Raw genomic sequence first — 19,989 nt, 5'->3', positions numbered from 1 at the left:
ACATGCAACCGATTAAACCGCGGGCTTGGCCCGATGATGACGCTCTCTTCCTACGGCGCGTGCGGCCGCCGGACTGGCGCGATCCGGAGCCGAAGGCCATCTATGATCTGGTGATCGTCGGCGCGGGGCCGGCGGGGCTCGAGGCGGCGGAATGGGCGGCGCGGCGCGGCTTTTCCGTTGCGCTCGTCGAGCGTGCCCATTTGGGGGGAAACTCGCTGAATGCCGGGTCCGTGCCATCGAAGGCGATCATCCGAACGGCTCAGGTCCAGGACGGGATGCGCGAGGCCGACGCCTTCGGCGCACCACTGTCGAACGATCTCCCGCTCGATTTCGGCGAGGCGATTGCACGCATGCGCCGTATCCGAACGCGTGTCGCGGTCTATCACTCGGTTCATGAGCTTGCCGCACTTGGCGCCGACATCTTTTTCGGTGTCGCTCGTTTTACAGGCCCGCATACGCTTGTCTTCAAAGAAACGCAGCTTGCCTTCAGGAAAGCTCTCATCGCGACGGGTGCCCGGCCGCGGATCCCTGTTGTCCCTGGCCTTGAACAGACCGGCTACCTTACGAGCGCCAGCATCTTCGACATCACGACCCTGCCGAAGCGCCTTGCGGTCATGGGGGGAGGACCGCTCGGCTGCGAACTGGCACAGGCTTTCTGCCGGCTTGGTGTGCATGTAACGATTGTGCAGAACGATCCCCAATTCCTCCCTCGAGAGGAGCGCGACGCCGCCGAAATCCTGTCTTGGTCGATGGCCCGCGATGGCATGGAGATTCGCCTGAACACCGCCGTCGTCGGGGCGCGGCGTGAGGGGGACGTCAAGGTTCTGGAGACTCTCAACAATGAAGTGCGGGGCGAGATCGAAGCTGATGAAATTCTCGTCTGCACAGGCCGGGTCCCCAACGTCGAAGAACTCGATCCGGCAGCAGCGGGCATCGTCTTCAAACCGGGACGGGGCATCCAGGTGGACGATTTGCTGTGCAGTACGAATCCCGACATCTATGCCGCTGGCGACGTATGCTTGGCGCTGAAATTCACCAACGCGGCGCAATTCTCGGCCCGCACGGCGGTGCGCAACGCGCTGCAGCAGGCCGGACAGCGGTACGACGGTTCGGTCATCCCCTGGTGCACCTTCTGCGATCCCGAGATAGCCCATATCGGCCTTCAGGTCTGGCAGGCTCGTCGGCAATCCATTCCGATCAAGAGCTATACCGTGATGCTGAGCGACGTCGATCGCGCCATTACGGATGGGCAGGAGACCGGTTTCGTGAAAATCCACGTCGCCGAAGGCAGCGATAGAATTCTCGGCGCGACCATCGTCGCCTCGCGGGCGAGCGAGTTGATCAATGAGATGGCCGTCGTCATGAGTACCGGCATCGGCATGGCGGCGCTGGCGGAGGTGGTCCACACCTATCCGGCCCAGTCCGGAGCGCTCATGCTCGCCGCGCAAGCCTACAGGCGCGATGTCGATGGAACGGTTCAGCGCAAGCCATCGGCCTGATCGAGCCCTGGCAGCAGGCGAAGGATATGCGTGAAGAGGCTGCCTTGCCCTTCCCCTGTTCCCATCGCGAGGACGGCCGCGTCTGCCAGTTCGTTCTGCAACAAGGAAACGACCCTTTCGCCATCAGCGCCGACCGTCAGGTCTTCGATATCGTCTATCACGATCCAGCCGGGGCGGTGGAGTAGCACCTGAACAACGCTCAGCATCCGGCGCTGGTCGTTGCCGAATTCATGTTCCCAGCGCGCGCTGCGGTCCAGCGACAGGGACAGGCGCTGCAGTCCCGCCCGCCGCAGGCAGTCTTCGATCTCCCCGGTCGAATAGGCATCGGCGTTGCGCGGATAGCACAGAGCCGCGCGTAGCGTGCCGGAAGGCAGGTAAGGCTCTCGCACCAAAAAAGCGACGCTGGCGTCGCGTGGCAAGCGGACGCTGCCCCTGCCCCGGCTCCACAGCCCGGCAATAGTGTGTGTCAGAAGTGTCTTGCCGGCTCCCATCAAACCAGTAACCAACACGCGCTCGCCGGCGTGGACCATCACCTGCGGCTCCGAGAGCCGCACCGTCCCGGACGGCACGTCCATTTCCAGCCCGTCGAGCACGATGACAGGTTCTGACGATCGGACGAAGACGATGCGATCGACCCCACCGTCGGCAACCTCAGCGTCGAGGAGCGCGATCCGAAACGCGGCAACACGAAGCAAGGTCGCGCGCCAGTCGGCGATGGAACCGATATTGTCGACGAACCATCGCAGCGAGGCGTGGAACTGGTTAAAGGCGCCTACTGCCATCATCAGCCCGCCAAACGTCATTTCTCCACCGAAATAAACCGGCGCGGCGATGATTATCGGCGCGACAATGGTCACCCAGCCGTAGCCGGAGGTAACCCAGGCAAGGCGTACCGTCGCTGAAACGATCCGGCGCGTCGCGGCGATGACGGCGCTGAGGTCGCCCTGAAGCCGTTGGGCCTCGTCGGTTTCGCCGGATGAAACGGAGATCGCATCGATCTGCTCGTTCACACGCACCAGAGAATAGCGCAAATCCGCCTCCCGCGCGTAACGGTCTCCGTTAAGGGCGACCAGCGGGCGGCCGACCATCCAACTTAGCCAGGAGGCCGTGCCGGAATAGAGGATTGCCGCCCAGACCATGTAGCCCGGTATCTGGAAGGCGGCCCCCCACAGATGAAAGACGAAACCGGAGGACAGTGCCCACAGGACGCCGACGAAGCTTGCAAGGAGAACCCCCGCCTGCAGCAGGCCGACGCCGAGATCCACCGACAAATCGCACAGATGGTGCGCGTCCTCATGCAGCCGCTGGTCGGGATTGACGCCGATCTGCCCCCGCCGCGCCAGGTGAAAGGCGCGCCCGGGACGAAGCCATTCGTCAATCATGTCCCGCGTTAACGCCTCTCTGAGCTTCAGGTGCAACATCTGGTTGAGCCATAGTTGCACAACATTGAGAATGAGCAGCCCGCCGGCGATCTCGAAGAAGACCAGCAATTGGGCCAGCAAGGCAGCCATATTGCGCTGCTGGAGCGCATCATAGAAGGGCCGGTTCCAGCGATTGAGAACTATCTGCCCGTAAGCAGTGGCAAGAATAACCACTAGCACGCCCACGGCAAGCACAACGAGTATGCCACGAAGCGGCGAACCGCTGAGTGCTGCCGCGATTGTCGCCATATATTGACGCTGTTGCGGTTCTCCCGTAGCTTCGCGAATTTGGTTCAGAGCAGCCATGAATGCTCGGGATGATCGAGGACTTTGCGTGTCAGCCCGGTATCGTTCGGCGTAGCCGATAACGCGATGCCGATACCGCCCATAGTCTTATTTTAATCCTCTAGCGTAAACCAGACGGAACTTCTCGTACTATTGGGAACTATCGTGCAACTGGAGGTTGGTATTTGATCTTATTTCCGAAGGCAATTAAGCTCAATCATTCAACCTAGTTTCACCCATGGCGTGGGCCGGCCGTTTTGGCGAACATGCGGCGGGCGAAGAGGAGAGTGAATTTGGTCACGTCGAGCGCGCCGTCCCCCCCCCCCCCGGGCGTGACACTAGTCGCGTTCGGCTCAGAATTTCAGCTAGCCCTCGCCGGCCTGTCACTTTGTTTTCGGCACGAGATCAGGAACTCCAAGATCCGGACTAAAACCAGCCCTTGAATTTGAACCAGATCAAGGGGATGAGGGTGCTGAAGATTATTGCAGCCCAGGCATAGGGATAACCCCAGAACCAGTCGTATTCGGGCATGAACTTGAAATTCATGCCGTAGATTCCCGCGACCAGCGTAGGGGGGAATGCCGGCGATAGAAACAATCGTCAGGACCTTGATCACATCGTTCTGGACGATGCCGATTAGTCCGACGAGCGCGTCGAGAACGAACTGCACCTTGTTTGCGAGTTGCTCTTCATACTCGGTCAGCGAATGAAGGTCCTGATGCAAGCTGGCGATGGCTAATTTCGGCGCTTCCGTGAACCAGCCGCCGCAATTTTGCTCGGCATAGGCCACGACGCGCGCCAAACCCTGTATGCCGTCTCGAACCTGCGACAGCCTGTCACCCAGCCGGCCGACTTGGCGAAGCTGCGCCGGCAGAAGCCTGTTGGAGCGAGCCGCGTGTCGGCCGCGCGTATCGTCGGTATGAAATGTATCGACGGCGAGAGTATTCAGCTCCCCGGCCAGATGTTCGAGGATGTCTGCGACCCGGTCCACGATCTCTTCGCAGAGAAGGACAAAGACATCGAGGCCCGATTTCGGCGCTTCCCGTCCGGACGTGAATTTGCCGGCAACGGCATCAAAGGTCGTCAGTTCCATGAATCGAACCGTGATCAACTGATCGCGAGAAAGGACAAATCCCAATGGCGGCGTCACCCGGCGTTGTTCTGGATGCATCGCGGCGGATGGTGTGCTCATATATAGGACACCATGTTCGCTCCGGAGGCGACGCGAAGCCTGGATCTCGCTAAGCGCCCCCATGGATGGAAGCGTCGCACCGGTCATTTTCTCGATTTGCGCGACCTCATCGGCGCTGGGATTGAAAACGTCCATCCATAACGGCGAAGTGCTCCCTCGTGTTTGATCGCTATCGACGGGATAGAAACGCAGCATCGTCAATCATTCCCAAACAAATCTCGTCATCATCCATATCGACGCCGCGAGGACCGGCCGGCATCTGTGCGGCTGTCTCTGCCGAGTGTCTTGAGAGCACGAATACATAAATATATAGGCGTGGAGTTGGCGCCATGTACGATTGGGCATCGTATATTGGGCAAGAACCAACGCGTATTCTGCATCGCGCGGTTTTCCCATCCCGACCGGTCGATGACCCGTTGCCCCTGCTTTTGCGCAATCCTCGGACATTGGAAATCTCCGGTCAACGTGACGAAAGCTGGATACGGCCTCTCGATCTCGCGGCTTTGCTCTCCGCCCGCCGCTTTGGTGGAGCGCGGCAGGTAACGCTCGCCGTCGAAGACGATCTGTTCCCCGACAATGGCGGTCTCTGGTCTCTCGGCCCGGAGGGTGCGGCACGCAGCACCGAAAGCCCGGAGGCCCGGATCGCAATCGCGGAATTGGCCGCACTGATATTTGGCGCACACCAAGCGTCATCTCTAGCAGCGTCGGGCCGTCTTTGGACGGCTTCCGACGAGGTTGCGGAGGAACTGAATCTGATCTTCGCCTCCAGCCGCCGCCCCCACTCTGGAATATCATTTTGAATGCTAGGTAAGTCGTGCTCGGTGACAGCAGGTACAACACTAGCTCAACCCTTGCTCCCCGGTATGCACTCGCCTTGATGGGATTCGAACCATCAACCCGCTGGTGGGAGCGATATACCCTTTTCGGTAATGAGCCTGGCCGTTCCTGCCGCCGTGAAGGATGCGAAGAATTCGAATTGTTGTCTCAGTGAGGGATAGGCCACGACGTAAGATGTGCCGATGATCACAAGTTAGCGTGTCCCGGCAATTCTACCAAAGCGCCCGCTCGCGAGAATATCAATCAGCCGACGAGTGCCGTCACGATTCGTTAGTCGATCAAAACGGCGGCTGAAACACTACACGAACAGCAGTAGCAGGGGCGTTGTCAGATGGAGCAGCCATGGAACGCATGCCGACGAACGCGAGGTGACGCTACGACCTCCGCAGGCCGAACGGCACAATCGGTCGATTGGTTCGACCCCTCGGCTTCTGCCACCCTACTTTTCAGGCCTCCTCCTGCTGCGCCCCGCAAGTGGGCCAATCGGCTGATTCGCTCCACTTCTTCCCAAAGCAATATGCTTCCAGACGCACACCCGTATCGAACACGCCGAGGCGAAGTTATGATCGGCTTACCGCATCATTGCGGAGACATTGCCGCCATCGACCGTGATGACGGCCCCGGTCGATGTGCGTGTCATTGCAAGATGCAGCACCGCCTGGGCGACATCCAAGGCACTGACCTCACGTTGAAGCAGGTTGCCACGCATGTAGACCTCGGATGTCACGCCGCGCGCCCGAGCACGCTCCTCGACCATCGCATCGGTCATGAGCCGCGTCCTGATCCGGTCGGGATTTACCGCATTCACGGCAATGCCATCGGCAGCATGTTCAAGCGCATATTGGCGCATCAGAGCCATCAACGCAGCCTTGGACGTACCATAGGGCCCAAAGTCCGCACCGGGATTGACCGCCTGCTTGCTGACGTTGAAGACGATCGAACCGCCGGTCTTCTGCTTGCGCATGACCTTGACCGCAGCGCGTGCGATATAATGATGGCTCCAGAAATTCAGGTCGAACGCCGCCTTGAAGGTGCTGTCATCCACATCGAGCAAAGCGCCCTGGAAGGCCGCACCGGCATTGGAAACGAGAATATCGATCCCGCCATAGACATCGGCCACCTTCGCGATCGCCGCGGCTGACGCCGCTTCGTCCGTCAGGTCGCAGGCGATCGCAAGTCCGCCCAAACGCTTGGCTGCGCTCCCGACGCCCTCCGCATCGACGTCGATCAGGGCAACCTCGGCGCCCTGCGCGCGCAGAACTTCCGCCACAGCAAGGCCAAGACCACCGGCACCGCCAGTTACCACGGCGACCTGGCGCGTCAACGGCTTTTCAACCTGCTTGCTCAGCTTCACCTGTTCGAGCGACCAGTATTCAATATCGAACAGGTCTTCCTCGGATAGCGCCTCGAACGTAGTGATACCTTCGGCGCCGCGGATGACCTCGATGGTCGCCTCGGCAACATCGGCACATATCCGGGCCGCCTTCTGCGTCGGGCCGGCAGCAAACAGGCCGATGCCTTCGATATAGAAGACCCTCGGCATCGGATCGAGCATTGTCTTGCCACCGCCGCTGCGGGCATTGTTGCGCTCGAAATAGGCTTTGTAACCAGCGGCATAGTCAGCGACCGCCACAGCGACTGTCTCGCCCCAAGCCCGGAGATCGCCGGCCTGCGGTGCAGGAAGGGCGATGCCGTAGCGCTTGATGTGGATAACGTGCTCAGGCGTCGCGTTCCCGCGCCGTACGAGGTTGCCGACATTGGGTGCGCCGCAAAAATCAAGTATATTGTCATTCATGCGGTGCTCGAGGATGAAGCGTCGGAAACGCCCTTCCTCCTGCTCTGGCAGTGCGAGTGCGCCGCGCAGGATCGGCGCGATGTCGCTAACGGCTGCGAGCGGCTCTGCCTTCGCGATGAAGCGGCCGAAGGGGGCGGCCTGCCCCTCGGCAATGCGCTTCTCGGCCCTGTCGATGGCCGCGATCATGTTCTCGTAGGCCTCGCGCGGATCCTCCGACCAAGTGAAGATGCCGTGTTTAAGTAGGATCATGCCCGGCGCATCGGGCCGGCTGGAAAACGCCTTGAGGCAGGCCTTGGAGAGATCGAATCCAGGCATGACATAGGGCACGACGATCATTTCCGGGAACAGGTCCCGGATGATTGCCTCCCCTTTCGGCTGGTTCGTCAGGGCGACGATCGCATTGGCGTGGGTGTGATCGACATGCTTGAATGGCAGGATAGCGTGAAGGATGGCTTCCACCGACGGATTGGGCGCAGCCGGATCAAGCAGAAGCCTGCGCTGAAGCATGACCATGTCATCATCGCTCAGCGTCTCGTATTCCACCATCGCTTTCAGCTCCGCCAGGCGAAGGGCCGGCAGGCCGGCGGGCTCGATCTTGCCCATGTCCCACCCGCTTCCCTTGACGCAAAGAACCTCGACCGGCGTGCCGTCATGGTCGATCAGCGTGGTCTTCACCGACGTATTGCCGCCGCCATGCAGCACCAGTTGCGGCACCGAGCCGAGAAGGCGTGTCGTATAGGTTCGGATTGCAACATCACGATTCACGCCTGCCTGCTCATAAGCACCGACGACTGCATCAAACTCTGCTTGCGACCATTTCGACTGCATAAGAACTCCCTTGCGGACGACGTGCGCGCCCTATCAGCGGGGCAAAGTCGCAACGCGCCATCCCCAAATCAGCTCGAATTACAATTGCCATCATGTTATGACATTAGTCAATGGACCATGTCACATGGTTGATCAACTCCGCAATTCGTGTCAGTCAATCGCGGAGACCTCACTGGAAACGCTTCATGAAACGGGACGACCTCGCGCCGACTGCGCAACCAACTCCGGCGGAATTCGACGATGCCGTCGTGTGGGCGACGTGGCTCTACTACGAGGATCAACTCACCCAGAACGAGATTGCAAAACTTCTGGGCGTTTCGCGTGCGACCATCGTCAATTACCTCCAGGAAGCGCGAAAACGCGGGATCGTGCGCATTCTGATGAATGCGGAAGTGGCCACCCGCACGGACATTTCCCGCAGGCTCGCAGAACGATACGGCCTCGAACAGGTCATGGTGCTTCCAGGTACGGAGGATAAAAGCCAGACGGCGATGCTCAAGGCGCTCGGCGCCGGCGGCGCACGCCTGATCGAACGCCTGACGAAGCCCGGCGATACGATCTGCGTTTCCTGGGGACAAACGGTTCTCGCCGTCGCAGAAGCCCTCGAATTGCCGCGCCCGCTCGAAGGGCTGAGCGTGGTGCAGGTCACCGGCGCATCGACCGGCAACAAGGCATTCTCGGCTGAATTCTGCACCGCCATCATGGCGCGCAATCTGGGAGCCGTCAGTGTCAACATGGTCGCTCCGGCGGTGTTGAGTTCGGCAGGATTGCGGGATGCGCTGATGGCCGAACCGGTGCTGCGTCGTCAGTTCGAACGCATAGGCCAAGCCGATCTGATCGTGTTCGGCGTCGGCGCGCTGGGGTCCGACAGCACGATGCGCATCGCCGATGTCACCGACAATACCGAGATCGATGAATATGCCGCAGAAGGCGCAGTCGCGGTGCTCATATGCCGGTTCCTCGACAAAACGGGCCAGCAGATCACCCGCGATTTCGACAGTCGGGTCATCGGCATCGAGCTTGACGAGTTGCGCAGACTGCCACGCCGCCTGTGCATAGCCGGCGGCGCCAACAAGACGGATGCGATCCGCGCCGTCCTGAAGGGTGGTTATGCCACCCATCTCGTCACTGATATGGCGTCCGCCGAGCGACTGCTTCAGGACTAGGGCGACGGAAGGCGCCGCCCTATGAGCCGATGTCATGCAGCCTTGCGCGGCGCGCTGTTCATGAAGGCCAGCGTTTCATCGAACGAGCGGATGCCTGCATCCGAACCCAAACCGGTGGCGACGAGCGCGGCACTCGCCTGTGCAAAATTCAGCGCCGTCGTCAGATCCATCTTGTGGTGAAGCGCCGTGATGTAACCTGCATCAAAGGCATCGCCACAGCCGGTCGTGTCAACAACCTCGATCTCAAAGGCCCGCTCGCGCACGACGGCGCCTGCTGCGTCCATGAAGCAGACGCCATCTCCCCCGAGTGTGAAGACGCAATGCTTTACGCCGCGATCTAGGAAGAACCGTCCCGCGCTTTCGACATCGGCCGCGCCGGAAATCTGCTTGGCCTCCTCGATGGACGGCATGAAATAATCGATATGCGGAAACAGCGGCTCGATGAGGCCGAGCGTGCCATCATTGGCGCCAAGCAGGTCGAACGTCGTGATTCGGCCACGCTGCTTGGCTGCGGCCAGTAGCCTGCGGCTCGGTTCGCCGTCGAGTTTTGCGAGAAGCCCCGTACCGCCGAGATGCACGATGGGCGCGGCCAGCACCGCATCGAGGCGGTCGGCGGGAACGTCGAAATGATCCGATGCGCCGCGGGCGTGCAGCGCGGGACGATCGCCGTTGCGGCGAATGTTCAGGATGGTGGCTGACGTCGGCACGCCCTTGAGGCGCTGCATTTCCGTGGTATCGACCCCGAAGCGCTGTAAGGTGGCCAGAACGAAATCGGCTTTTTCATCCTCGCCGACGGCGCCGACCGCCAGGCAGTTGAGTCCGAGCTTCGCCAGATCGACAACCGTTCCACCCGCCGTGCCTGCAACCGTCAGACGGATCTCGTCGATGAAATCGACATTGCCGCCTTCCGGTATCGCATCGACCGGCCGACCGAGCACGTCCAGAATGTAAAGCCCGACGACGGAAACATCATGAGCCACGAAAACCTCCTATTCTCAAATATATTCACCCGCGATTGCGCAGCGTGAAGATCGTGCCGGCGATCAGGATGAACAGTCCGACGATAAAGAGCTGCAACGTGCTGGGAATGCCGACAAAGATCAGGACGTTGCTGACGAGGGTGATGAGCAGAACGCCAAGGAGCGTCCCGATCACCGAGCCGGATCCGCCCGTGATGCGCGCCCCGCCCAGAACCACCGCTGCAATGATTTCGAGCTCCATGCCGGCGAGATCGAAGGGGTTCGCCAGCCGGTTGCTCGCGACATGAACGACACCGGCGACGCCCGCCAGCAGGCCCGCATAGGCGAAAACGAAGACGCGAACGGTGAACAGCTTGATGCCGAGCCGCTCGGCGATCTGCGGATTGCCGCCGACCGCGAAGATGGCGCGCCCCATCAGGGTCCGCTCGAGGATGAACCACGTCACGAGGGCGGCGACGGTAAGCACCAGCACCGTCGCCGGCAAGGCCGAGGCGACCCCATTCGACGAGACATGGGTGTAGAGCGACGCCTTGCCCAGGCTGTCCATCGCCGCCGGAATGTTCATGAACAGCGCAGTGCCGACGAAGGTCAGTAGGAAGCTGCGATAAACGTATTGTGTGCCGATCGTGACGATGAGCGATGGCGCGCTGAGCTTGTGCACCAGAAGGCCATTCAGTGCGCCGAGCCCGGCACCACCGGCTGCGGCGATGACGAGAATGGCCACCAGCGGCATGCCCGGCGCGACATTGATGACGAGCATCGTCAGCGCATACATGACGAATGCGGCAATGGCGGTGAACGAGACGTCGATACCACCGGCTGCCAGAACCACAAGCACGCCCATCGCGAACAGACCACGCACGACGGAGGCGCGCAGGATATCCACCAGATTGCTCATCTGCAGAAAATCGGGATTGGCAATGATTACGACAACGCATGTCGCCACCACGAGCATGAGCGTGAACAGTTCCGGGCGTGCACCCAGAACGTCCCACAATCGCCGACCGAGGCTCCGTTGCTGATCGCCCGCATCGGAGACGGAAATCGCGTCACTCATCAGATGGTTTCCTTCGTATGTCCGGCCATGGCGCGATAGATGCTGTCCTCATTGAGGGACACGGCACTATCGTCGGAAATGATCCGGCCCTGGCGCATGATGAGAATGCGGTCGCAGTTCTGCAGCAGTTCCGGCAGGTCGTCGCTGATGATGATGACCGACATGCCGTCATCGGCGAGCCGCTGGATAATGCGGAAGATCGTGTCCTTCGATCCGACATCTACGCCCACCGTCGGGCCATGCAGGACCAGAAGCCGCGGATCGATGGTCAGCCAACGACCGATGAGAACGCGCTGCTGGTTGCCGCCCGAAAGGGATTGCACCGGCGCGGAGACGTCAGGCGCGACGATCTGGAGATCACGTACACTTTCCTCGGCGGTGCGGCGTGCCCTGCCGGCACTGATAATGCCGAAAGCATTCTTCAGGCGATCCAGGATCGGCAGCGTGATGTTGTCCTGGATCGGCTTCTCCAGGAACAGACCTTCGGTCAATCGGTCCTCCGGCACGTAACCGATGCCGTGGCTGATCGCCTCGGCAGCCGATTGCGGGGCAATCGTCTTGCCGTCCAGCCGGATCGTGCCATGAGAAGCGGGTGAAATACCGGCCAGTGCAAGAGCAAGCTCGTTCCGGCCGGAATCGAGCAGGCCGGTAATGCCGAGAATTTCGCCACGACGGACTTCGAAGGTCGCATTCGCGAAGGCGACGCCCTTGGAAAGGCCTTCGACCTTGAGCAGCACATCCCCCAGTTTCGGGTCGGTGCGGTAACGCGTTTCGCTGATCTCACGGCCCGTCATCCAATGGCTGAACTCGGCCTTGCTGTGCGTGGCGACGTCCAGCTCGGTAACCTTCATACCATCGCGCATGATGACGGCTCGCCCGCCGATCTGTTTGCATTCATCGAGCTTGTGCGTGACGAAAAGCACGGCGACGCCGCGCTCCTGAAGGCGGGCGACGACCTTGATCAAGTTCTCGACTTCCTGCCGGGTCAGCGAGGTGGTCGGTTCGTCCATGATGACCAATCGCGCATCGGATGCGATCGCACGCGCGATGGCGACGAGCTGCCGGGTGGCGAGCGGCAGCGTGTCCGTTCGCCGTGTCAGAAAACTGCGGTCTGTCGGCAAGTGCACGTCTGCCAGCGCCTGGCGCGCCGTCGCATGCAGCGTAGCGAGATCGAGACGCCGGGCAAGGCGCCCGGAAGACGCCACAAGCTGCTCCGTGAAGGCCACGTTTTCGGCAACCGAAAGATTGGGAAGCAGCGAGAGATCCTGATAGACCGTCTCGATACCGGCGCCCAAGGCGCCGATCGCTCCGAGGTCGCCGGCAACGGCACCAGTCGGCTGTCCGTCTATCAGGATTTCCCCCTCGTCGGCCTTCTGCGCGCCCGAGAGGATTTTGATCAGTGTGCTCTTTCCGCAGCCGTTCTCGCCCATCAGATGGTAGATTTTGCCGGCCTCGATGGTCAGGCTGACGTCCTTGAGGGCGCGCACGCCGCCAAAGGATTTTTTGACGTTCCTGATCTCGAGGAAGGGCGGTTTTTCGGCCGATGCTGATGGCGGGACGGCATTCATCGAGAAATCCTGAACGGCTTAAGACTGAAAGGCGCGGAAATGCGGACGCGGCGACTGAAGCCGCCGCGTCCGTACACGATCTTAGAATGGGTAGTTCTTGTAGTTGGACTTATCGACATCGACCCAGGCCTGGCCCTGGATGATGATGCCCTTGCCCGGACCCTTGGTGACAGTCATCTTGTTGTAACCGGTCACGCCGAGATCCATGCCGTCCTTGATCTCTTCGCCCTTCAGGACGAGATCGGCGACCTTGTTCATGACATAGCCGGCATCCTTCGGATCCCAGAAGAAGATCTGGTCGACGGCACCGGTTTCGAGATACGGACCGGTGTCTTTCGGCAGGCCGAGGCCGTAGACGCAGGTCTTGTCCTGAAGACCGGCTTCCTCGACCGCACGGCCGATGCCGATGACGTCGATGGCGGAAGAACCCTGGAAGCCCTTGATGTCAGGGTATTTGCGCAGAATTTCCTTCGCCTTTTCATAGGCGCGGTTGGCGTCGTTGAAGGATTCGTTCTTCTCGGCAACCAGCTCCATTTCCGGGTACTGCTTGGCATTCTCAGCACCGGCATCGACCCACTGGTTGTGCGTGAGGCTGCCGAGCGAGCCGACGAAGCTCGACCATTTGCCGGACTTGCCCATGCACTCGGCAAGCTTTTCGTTGATGCGGGCACCGAACGCCTTGTTGTCGAAGGCTTCGATGTCGACGTCGGTGTTCACGAGGCTGTCGCCTTCGTGGGTGATGACCTTGATACCGCGCTGGGAAGCACGACGCAGAACACCTTCGAGGGCCGAAGGGTCCATCGGAACGACGGCGATTGCCGAGACGTTCTTGGCCACCAGGTCTTCGATGATGCGGGTCTGCTGGGCAGCGTCTGCCTTTGCCGGGCCGATCTGGCTCGCGTCGACGCCCGGATTGTCCTTGCCATAGGCATCGACCCCCTCATTCATGCGAATGAACCAGTTTTCACCGGTCACCTTCACCACCGTCACGATCGTCGGCCTGTCTTCGGCATGCGCAGCGCCGATTGCCATGAGGCCTGCCAGCACGGTGCCGGCTGCGAGTTTCGAGATCATGCTCATACGTCTCCTCCGTTTAAGTGAGCAAATTCACGTCTCCGCTCCCCGTCTCGCCGAATGGCAGATGCGGTTGCGGGATTTGGTATCGCGAGCGCCCGAGGGCGATCGCCGCCGGAAACCGGCTAGCGACTGGGTTTGAGCCAGACGCCGAGATTGACGCGCGCCGATGCCAGAAGCATGAGCAGCAGCAGGCCCCAGGCCAGATCCCGGAAGAAGTTCGAGATGTTCATGAAGTTGAACAGGCTGGAGAGGATCTGGAGGGCGGTCGACGCCAAAAGCACGCAGATGACCTTACCGTGACCGCCCTCGGGCTTAACTCCACCGAGAACAGCGATGAGGATAGCGATCAGGACGTAGGAGCTGCCGTAGTCCCACTTCACCGATGAATTGCGCGCGGCAATGATGATACCGGCAACCGACGCCAGAACACCGCAGATCGTGTAAGTCACCAGCAGCATGCGCCGCTCATTGATGCCGCCGTAGCGGGCCGCTTTCGCATTGCTGCCGAGCAGCATCAGCTGCACGCCGAAGCGGGTGTATATGAGGCTGAATCCAAGCGCTGCTGCGATGACCAGGAACAGGGCGAAGCAGAGCGGAATGCCGAAGACGGGCAGATTCCCAAAGTCATCGAGCGGTTCGATATAGCCCATGCCGACGGCGGAGCCATTGGTCAGATAGATCGCAAGCCCCGTGAACAGAAGCTGCGTGCCGAGCGTGGCGATCAACGGCGTCAGGCGAGCATAAGCAATGATCATCCCGTTCAGGAAACCACCAGCGAGGCCGATCACCAGCGCCAGAGCGGCGAATGTCCAGGAAAAGAGCAGCGGATCGTCGGCTACGGGGACAAGCGTTTTGGCAATGCCGAACGCGACGATGCCAGCGAGATTGGCAAGCGCGATGCCAGAGAGGTCGATACCACCGCTTCCGGACACCATGGCCAGCATCACGCCAAGGGCAAGCAAACCGAGCTCCGGAACCTGAGCCGCCATCGACTGCAAGTTATAGCTGTCAAGGAAGCCGCGCCCGGCCAGGAACGCACCGGCGACCAGGACGAGGCCATTGATGGCTGCCAGAAAAAGCGTCTGCCGATCCAGTCGCAAACTCATTATCGATCCTCCTCCATGAGCTTTCAGCCCGAGTTGCCATGCCTCCATGGTCTTCCGCGTGCCGACAGATCATCATGCTCTGACATTTGTCAGATAGTAGTGGCGCTTGTCAATAGCTCGATGAAGCCGCTGCCGAAGTCCCGCCAAAACCACTCAACGATGCTGAAAAATCAGCTTTTCTGAGGGAAGCGACGCCTCAAGCTATCGGGCCACATGCCTAACTCTCTACATATGACAACCGAATTTCGTCATCTGTCGCTCTCCTATGTTGACATTTGTCTAGCAACTTATGTTATTTGTAAACCCGAAATCAGAAAGTTTCGTCGGGCACCGAGGAGGAGTGGGTTGCCATGGCACTGCAGGACAATTCCCACCGCACCCCTTCGTCACGTCTTGTCGGCGACGCAGTGCCACACCGCCGGACAGATGTCCGTCACGGCGCATACGAGCAGCAAACATGAAGAGAGGGTTCGCACCCGGTCGCGCGAGCGTTCAAGGTTGGCAGATGTTCGGGTTTTATAAACCCGCGAAGTTCAAGGAGTTTCCATGCAGCGTTTCATCAACGATCCTGACCTCGTGGTCGAGGATACGGTCAAAGGCTTCGTCAAGGCGCATTCGGACATCGTGCGCCTTGCGGAGAACCCGCGCGTCGTCGTCGCAAAGAATGCCCCATTTGCCGGCAAGGTCGGCGTGGTGACGGGCGGCGGCTCCGGCCACGAGCCGGCCTTCATCGGTTATACCGGCAAAAACATGCTGGATGCGGTCGCCGTCGGCGAACTGTTTTCCTCGCCCACTGCGAAAAGTTTTCACGATGCGATCCGCGCAGCCAATGGTGGCAAGGGCGTCGTCGTGCTCTACGGCAACTATGCCGGCGACAACATGAACGTAAAGATGGCGACGAAGCTTGCAGCCAAGGACGGGATCGAGATCGCGACCGTCGTTGCCAATGACGACGTCTGCTCCGCCCCGCCGCACGAGCGCGAAAAGCGCCGCGGCGTCGCCGGCGAAATCTTCATGTGGAAGATGGGCGGCGCCAAGGCCGCGACCGGCGCCAGCCTCGAAGAGGTCCGCGCCACCGCGCAGAAGGCGATCGACAATTGCCGCTCGATCGGCGTCGGCCTCGGCCCCTGCACACTGCCGGCCGTCGGCCATCCGAACTTCCAGATCGAGCCCGGCACGATGGAGGTCGGCATCGGCCACCATGGTGAGCCGGGCGTGCGCGTCGAAAAACTGAAGACGGCCGAAGAGGTCGCCAAGGACATGGTGAAGATCGTGCTCGACGATCACAACCTGCCCGAGGGCACCGAAGTCGCCGTGCTCGTCTCAGGCCTGGGCGCGACGCCGCTCAACGAACTCTACATCCTCAACGACACGATCGAGAGCGAGATTTCCGCTCGGGGCCTGAAGATCGTGAAGACCTGGATCGGCAACTACTTCACCTCGCTGGAAATGGTCGGCGCGACGCTGACCGTCATGGCGCTCGACGACGAACTGAAGACGCTGCTCGAGGTCGAGACGCGGTGCACGATGATCCTGTAACGGAGGAAGACAAGATGCAGATTTTCGACAATGCCTCCTCTGGCGCCATTGTGCTGTCGATGGCTGAACGGATCGTTGAGAACCGCGCCTATCTCAGCGAGATCGACGGCAAGATCGGCGACGGCGACCACGGCGTGAACATGGCCAAGGGCTTCGGCATGGCCGCTGAGCGCCTGAAGGGCAAGGACGCCTCGCTTGCCCAGTCTCTCGATACGCTCGGCACCGTTCTGATGACGGAGATCGGCGGCTCGATGGGTCCGCTCTACGGCGTCATGTTCACGGAATTCGCCGAGACCATCGAGAGCGTCGAAAAGATCGACGCGGCCGCCTACAGCAGGATGCTGCATGCCGGCCTTGCCGGCATCCAGTCGATCGGATCGGCCAAGGTCGGCGACAAGACGCTGCTCGACACCCTGGTGCCCGCAGTCGAAGCCTTCGACGCGGCGACGGCGGACGGCAAGTCGTTCGGCGAGGCGCTGGAAACTCTCGTCACCGCAGCGGAAACCGGCCGCGACTCGACAATAAACCTCGTCGCCAAGATCGGCCGTGCCAGCCGCCTCGGCGAACGCTCGCTTGGCGTGCTCGATGCAGGCGCCACCTCCTGCGCCATCATTCTCAAGGAGCTTTCCGACGGCGCGCGCGCCCGTCTTGCCTGAGACAGGCGCAAAGTTCCTCCCGGGATGCGCGGCCTGTCCATCGTGACGGGTCGCGCACCGCTTTTTTGCCGAGGCATGTTGCAAACCGGCGGCGTTGCTTTCATGGTCGCCGCCTGATGGGGGACCGGCGAAACCGATGGCATTGAAGACTTCCGCACCGCGCAAGGGCGGCCCCGGCCGGGGCAATGGACCGGAGGGCCTCGAGACGATTCCGCTGCGCTATGGCGACGACCCCTATGTCTGGGCCTGCTGGCTATACTACGAAGACGGCATGACGCAAGGCGAGATCGCCGAGGCGATGGGCGTGTCGCGCGCCACCGTCAACAGCTACCTCGCCGACGCCCGCGAAAAGGGTATTGTCAATATCTCCATCGAGCCCGCCCGCCTCGCCTCTCTCACCATCGCGCAGGAACTGAAGCGCCATTTCGGCCTCGCCGACTGCCTCGTCGTGCCGAACGACGACGATTCGCGCCCGCTGATCGGCCGGCTGGGGGCCGCCGGCGCACAAGCGCTCTCCAAGATGATCAAGTCCGGCGACACGCTCGCCGTCGCCTGGGGCCGCACGATCCTGTCGGTCGGCGAACATCTCGAAACGGGTGCTTTGCAGGATGTCACCGTCGTGCAGGCGACAGGCGGCACCACCGCGAGCTTCGCCTATACGCCGGAGCTGACCACTGCCGCCGTTGCGCGCGCGATCTCCGCGCGCTGCGTCAATATCACCGCCCCCGCCGTCGTCGCCTCTGCGCAAATGCACGACATGCTGCTTGCCGAGCCGCTGATCCGCGAACAGTTCGACACGCTCGCCCGCGCCAATCGTATCGTCTTCGGCATCTCCTCGCTGCGCCCCAATTCGACGATCCACACCAGCGGTTTCTTCGAATCCGTGCCCCTGCAGCACTACCTCGCAAAGGGAGCAGCCGGCGTGCTCGCCGGCCGCTTCATCGACGAGCGCGGCCGGCCCGTCGCAGGCCCTCTCGACGACCGCACCATCGGCATCTCGCTCGAAATGCTGCGTGGCATAGGCACTCGCGTCGCCGTGGCCGGTGGCTTCGACAAGGTCCCTGCCCTTCTCGCCGCCTTGCGCGGCGGCTATGCCAATGTGCTGGTCACGGATGCAGCGACCGGCGCCGGCATCCTGCGCGCCGATGGCGTGACCAGCTTCGACGGTAAACTCTTGCAGCGGCAGAAAAGTACACCGGTCGCCAACAGCTACCGCACGCACGTCAAGAAGTTCCTCAACAACGCCAATGACGTGGTCGAGGAGATGCTGGATGGCTTGATCGCCTCGCATAGGCCGTATCTCAAACCGATCGGCAATTCCCGTCGTGCGCTTGTCGCACGTAGCGGCCCGCGCCCCGGCAAGGTCGGCCTCGTCATCGGCGGTGGCACGGGGCATGAGCCCTGCTTCGTCGGCTATGTCGGCAAGGGGCTTGCCGATGCTGTGGCGATCGGCAACATCTTTTCCTCACCCCCGCCAGACCCCATCGTCAAATGCGCCATGGCGGCCTCGGGCGGCGCGGGCGTGCTGTTCGTCTATGGCAACTACGCCGGTGACGTCATGAATTTCGAGATGGCCGCCGAGCTCGCCGAAGAGCAGGGCATCCTGATCCGCACGGTGCTGACGACCGACGACATCGCCTCCTCGCCCGTCGAGGACAAGGAAGGACGGCGCGGCGTCGCCGGCAATTTCTTCGTCTTCAAGGTGGCAGGGGCGGCCTGCGACCTCGGCATGACGCTCGGCGAATGCGAGGCCGTTACCCGCAAGGCGAACGACCGCACCTATACGGTCGGGGTTGCGCTCGAATCCTGCTCCATGCCGCAGACGCGGCGGCACAATTTCGAGATCGGTCCCGACGATATGGAACTCGGCATGGGCATCCATGGCGAGCCCGGCGTGTCGCGCGAGCGCGTGCGCACCGCCGACGAGATCGTCGATGCGATCATGGACAACATCTTCAAGGAGATGAAGGCCGAGCCCGGCGACAAGGTGGCGGTTCTCGTCAACTCCTTCGGCGCCACGCCGCTGATGGAACTCTACATTCTCTATCGCCGGGTCGAACAGCGGCTTTCCGCCAAGAACATCGAAATCGAGGCGAACTGGGTGGGCCATTATTGCACATCGCTCGACATGGTGGGCGCCTCGATCTCGATCCTGCATCTCGACCGCCAGCTGACGGATCTACTGCACCATCCATGCCGGACGGCGATCCTGACCATCAATGCGCCGGAGACGGACGAAGCGGCAAAGGGTTGAGGCCGCCAGCGCCCAAGGGGAGGAAGACATGTCGGAAACTGCGGCACGGGTGCTTGCCCGAATGTTCGAACGGATGTCAAAGGTGATCGAAGCCGAGAAGGACCATCTTAGCGAACTCGATGGCGCCATCGGCGATGGCGATCACGGCATCACCATGTCGATCGGCTTCAAGGCCGTAACAGCTGCGCTCGCTAAATTGGACCTTGAAACTGCTAGCCCCTCCGAAGTGTTCTCGACGGCGGCAAGCGGTTTTCTCGATGCCGTCGGCGCATCCACCGGCCCACTCTATGCAACGGGTTTTCGCCGTGCCGCCCAGATGCTTGCTGGCCGCGACGTACTCGACCTTGCCGCCTTCCGCGATATGCTGGTTGCGATCTCCGAGGGAATTCGCGACCGCGGCAAGGCGCAGCGCGGCGATAAGACGATGCTCGACGTCTGGTTGCCGGTTGCCGAAGTAGCGACCGCGGCAGTTACCAACAATCTTTCAAAGTCGGATTTCTGGAAGGCCGTCGAGATCGCTGCGGAAAACGGCGCGACGGCCACGGCCACCATGATCGCAACCAAAGGCCGCGCCGCTCGTCTGCGCGAACGCTCGCTCGGCCATCCCGATCCCGGCGCCGTATCGGCAGAAGTGCTCATCAAAGCTATCGCGCGCCTTGATTTATAGCGAATGCCCCCGGCTCGGCAGTATTTATCGGCCGTCCATGACATTGAACGGTATTCAAGCCA

At 61.3% G+C, this 19,989-nt stretch carries 15 protein-coding genes; 7 read left to right on the top strand and 8 right to left on the bottom strand.

What is annotated here, in order from left to right; translation table 11 throughout:
* Positions 1–2: 2 nt before the first annotated feature.
* Complete coding sequence (locus AC27VQ_RS22155) at positions 3–1,499, top strand: mercuric reductase (RefSeq protein WP_488718011.1); 1,497 nt, start codon at positions 3–5, stop codon at positions 1,497–1,499.
* On the opposite strand, the gene AC27VQ_RS22150 is transcribed toward AC27VQ_RS22155, so the two are convergent.
* Entirely contained in the window at positions 1,478–3,226 is a 1,749-nt protein-coding gene (locus AC27VQ_RS22150; protein ID WP_488718010.1) for an ABC transporter ATP-binding protein/permease, read from the bottom strand. The genes AC27VQ_RS22155 and AC27VQ_RS22150 overlap by 22 nt on opposite strands.
* A gap of 340 nt (positions 3,227–3,566) precedes the next feature.
* Complete coding sequence (locus tag AC27VQ_RS22145) at positions 3,567–4,592, bottom strand: CorA family divalent cation transporter (RefSeq protein WP_488718009.1); 1,026 nt, start codon at positions 4,590–4,592, stop codon at positions 3,567–3,569.
* Between the two features lie 134 nt (positions 4,593–4,726).
* On the opposite strand from AC27VQ_RS22145, the gene AC27VQ_RS22140 reads away from it, so the two are divergent.
* On the top strand, positions 4,727–5,197 hold the full coding sequence (locus AC27VQ_RS22140; RefSeq protein WP_488718008.1) for a sterol carrier protein domain-containing protein: 471 nt from the start codon (positions 4,727–4,729) through the stop codon (positions 5,195–5,197).
* Positions 5,198–5,805: 608 nt separating this feature from the next.
* Here AC27VQ_RS22140 and AC27VQ_RS22135 read toward each other — a convergent pair.
* Positions 5,806–7,857: a bifunctional aldolase/short-chain dehydrogenase gene (locus tag AC27VQ_RS22135; RefSeq protein WP_488718007.1), complete on the bottom strand. Its 2,052-nt coding sequence runs from the start codon at positions 7,855–7,857 to the stop codon at positions 5,806–5,808.
* Positions 7,858–8,042: 185 nt separating this feature from the next.
* On the opposite strand from AC27VQ_RS22135, the gene AC27VQ_RS22130 reads away from it, so the two are divergent.
* Positions 8,043–9,023, top strand: coding sequence for a sugar-binding transcriptional regulator (locus AC27VQ_RS22130; protein WP_488718055.1), 981 nt, complete (start codon positions 8,043–8,045; stop codon positions 9,021–9,023).
* Between the two features lie 32 nt (positions 9,024–9,055).
* Here the strand turns inward: AC27VQ_RS22130 and AC27VQ_RS22125 are convergent, their stop codons facing one another.
* The 5 genes from AC27VQ_RS22125 to AC27VQ_RS22105 form a co-directional block, all read right to left on the bottom strand.
* Positions 9,056–10,003: a carbohydrate kinase family protein gene (locus AC27VQ_RS22125; RefSeq protein ID WP_313530044.1), complete on the bottom strand. Its 948-nt coding sequence runs from the start codon at positions 10,001–10,003 to the stop codon at positions 9,056–9,058.
* A 25-nt stretch (positions 10,004–10,028) separates the two neighbouring features.
* Complete coding sequence (locus AC27VQ_RS22120; RefSeq protein WP_488718006.1) at positions 10,029–11,060, bottom strand: ABC transporter permease; 1,032 nt, start codon at positions 11,058–11,060, stop codon at positions 10,029–10,031.
* Complete coding sequence (locus AC27VQ_RS22115; protein ID WP_488718005.1) at positions 11,060–12,628, bottom strand: sugar ABC transporter ATP-binding protein; 1,569 nt, start codon at positions 12,626–12,628, stop codon at positions 11,060–11,062. The genes AC27VQ_RS22120 and AC27VQ_RS22115 overlap by 1 nt, the downstream gene beginning before the upstream one ends.
* 81 nt (positions 12,629–12,709) lie before the next feature.
* Positions 12,710–13,708, bottom strand: coding sequence for an autoinducer 2 ABC transporter substrate-binding protein (locus tag AC27VQ_RS22110; protein ID WP_313530036.1), 999 nt, complete (start codon positions 13,706–13,708; stop codon positions 12,710–12,712).
* A gap of 119 nt (positions 13,709–13,827) precedes the next feature.
* Complete coding sequence (locus tag AC27VQ_RS22105; protein ID WP_488718054.1) at positions 13,828–14,814, bottom strand: ABC transporter permease; 987 nt, start codon at positions 14,812–14,814, stop codon at positions 13,828–13,830.
* Positions 14,815–15,357: 543 nt separating this feature from the next.
* Between AC27VQ_RS22105 and AC27VQ_RS22100 the strand changes: the two genes are divergently transcribed.
* The 4 genes from AC27VQ_RS22100 to dhaL (AC27VQ_RS22085) all read left to right on the top strand — a co-directional run bounded on the left by AC27VQ_RS22100 (position 15,358) and on the right by dhaL (AC27VQ_RS22085) (position 19,927).
* The gene (locus AC27VQ_RS22100) at positions 15,358–16,350 is read left to right on the top strand and encodes a dihydroxyacetone kinase subunit DhaK (RefSeq protein ID WP_313530034.1); all 993 of its coding nucleotides are present in this window, start codon (positions 15,358–15,360) and stop codon (positions 16,348–16,350) included.
* A gap of 14 nt (positions 16,351–16,364) precedes the next feature.
* A complete protein-coding gene (dhaL, locus tag AC27VQ_RS22095; RefSeq protein WP_488718004.1) occupies positions 16,365–17,006 on the top strand; it encodes a dihydroxyacetone kinase subunit DhaL in 642 nt (213 codons plus the stop codon).
* A 136-nt stretch (positions 17,007–17,142) separates the two neighbouring features.
* On the top strand, positions 17,143–19,260 hold the full coding sequence (locus tag AC27VQ_RS22090; protein ID WP_488718003.1) for a bifunctional sugar-binding transcriptional regulator/dihydroxyacetone kinase subunit DhaK: 2,118 nt from the start codon (positions 17,143–17,145) through the stop codon (positions 19,258–19,260).
* 28 nt (positions 19,261–19,288) lie between these two features.
* Entirely contained in the window at positions 19,289–19,927 is a 639-nt protein-coding gene (gene dhaL / locus AC27VQ_RS22085; protein WP_421591718.1) for a dihydroxyacetone kinase subunit DhaL, read from the top strand.
* Positions 19,928–19,989 lie beyond the last annotated feature (62 nt).

The organism is Shinella sp. 20P9.1.1 (genome assembly GCF_057798995.1).
This window is presented reverse-complemented; position numbering and strand designations above follow the sequence as displayed.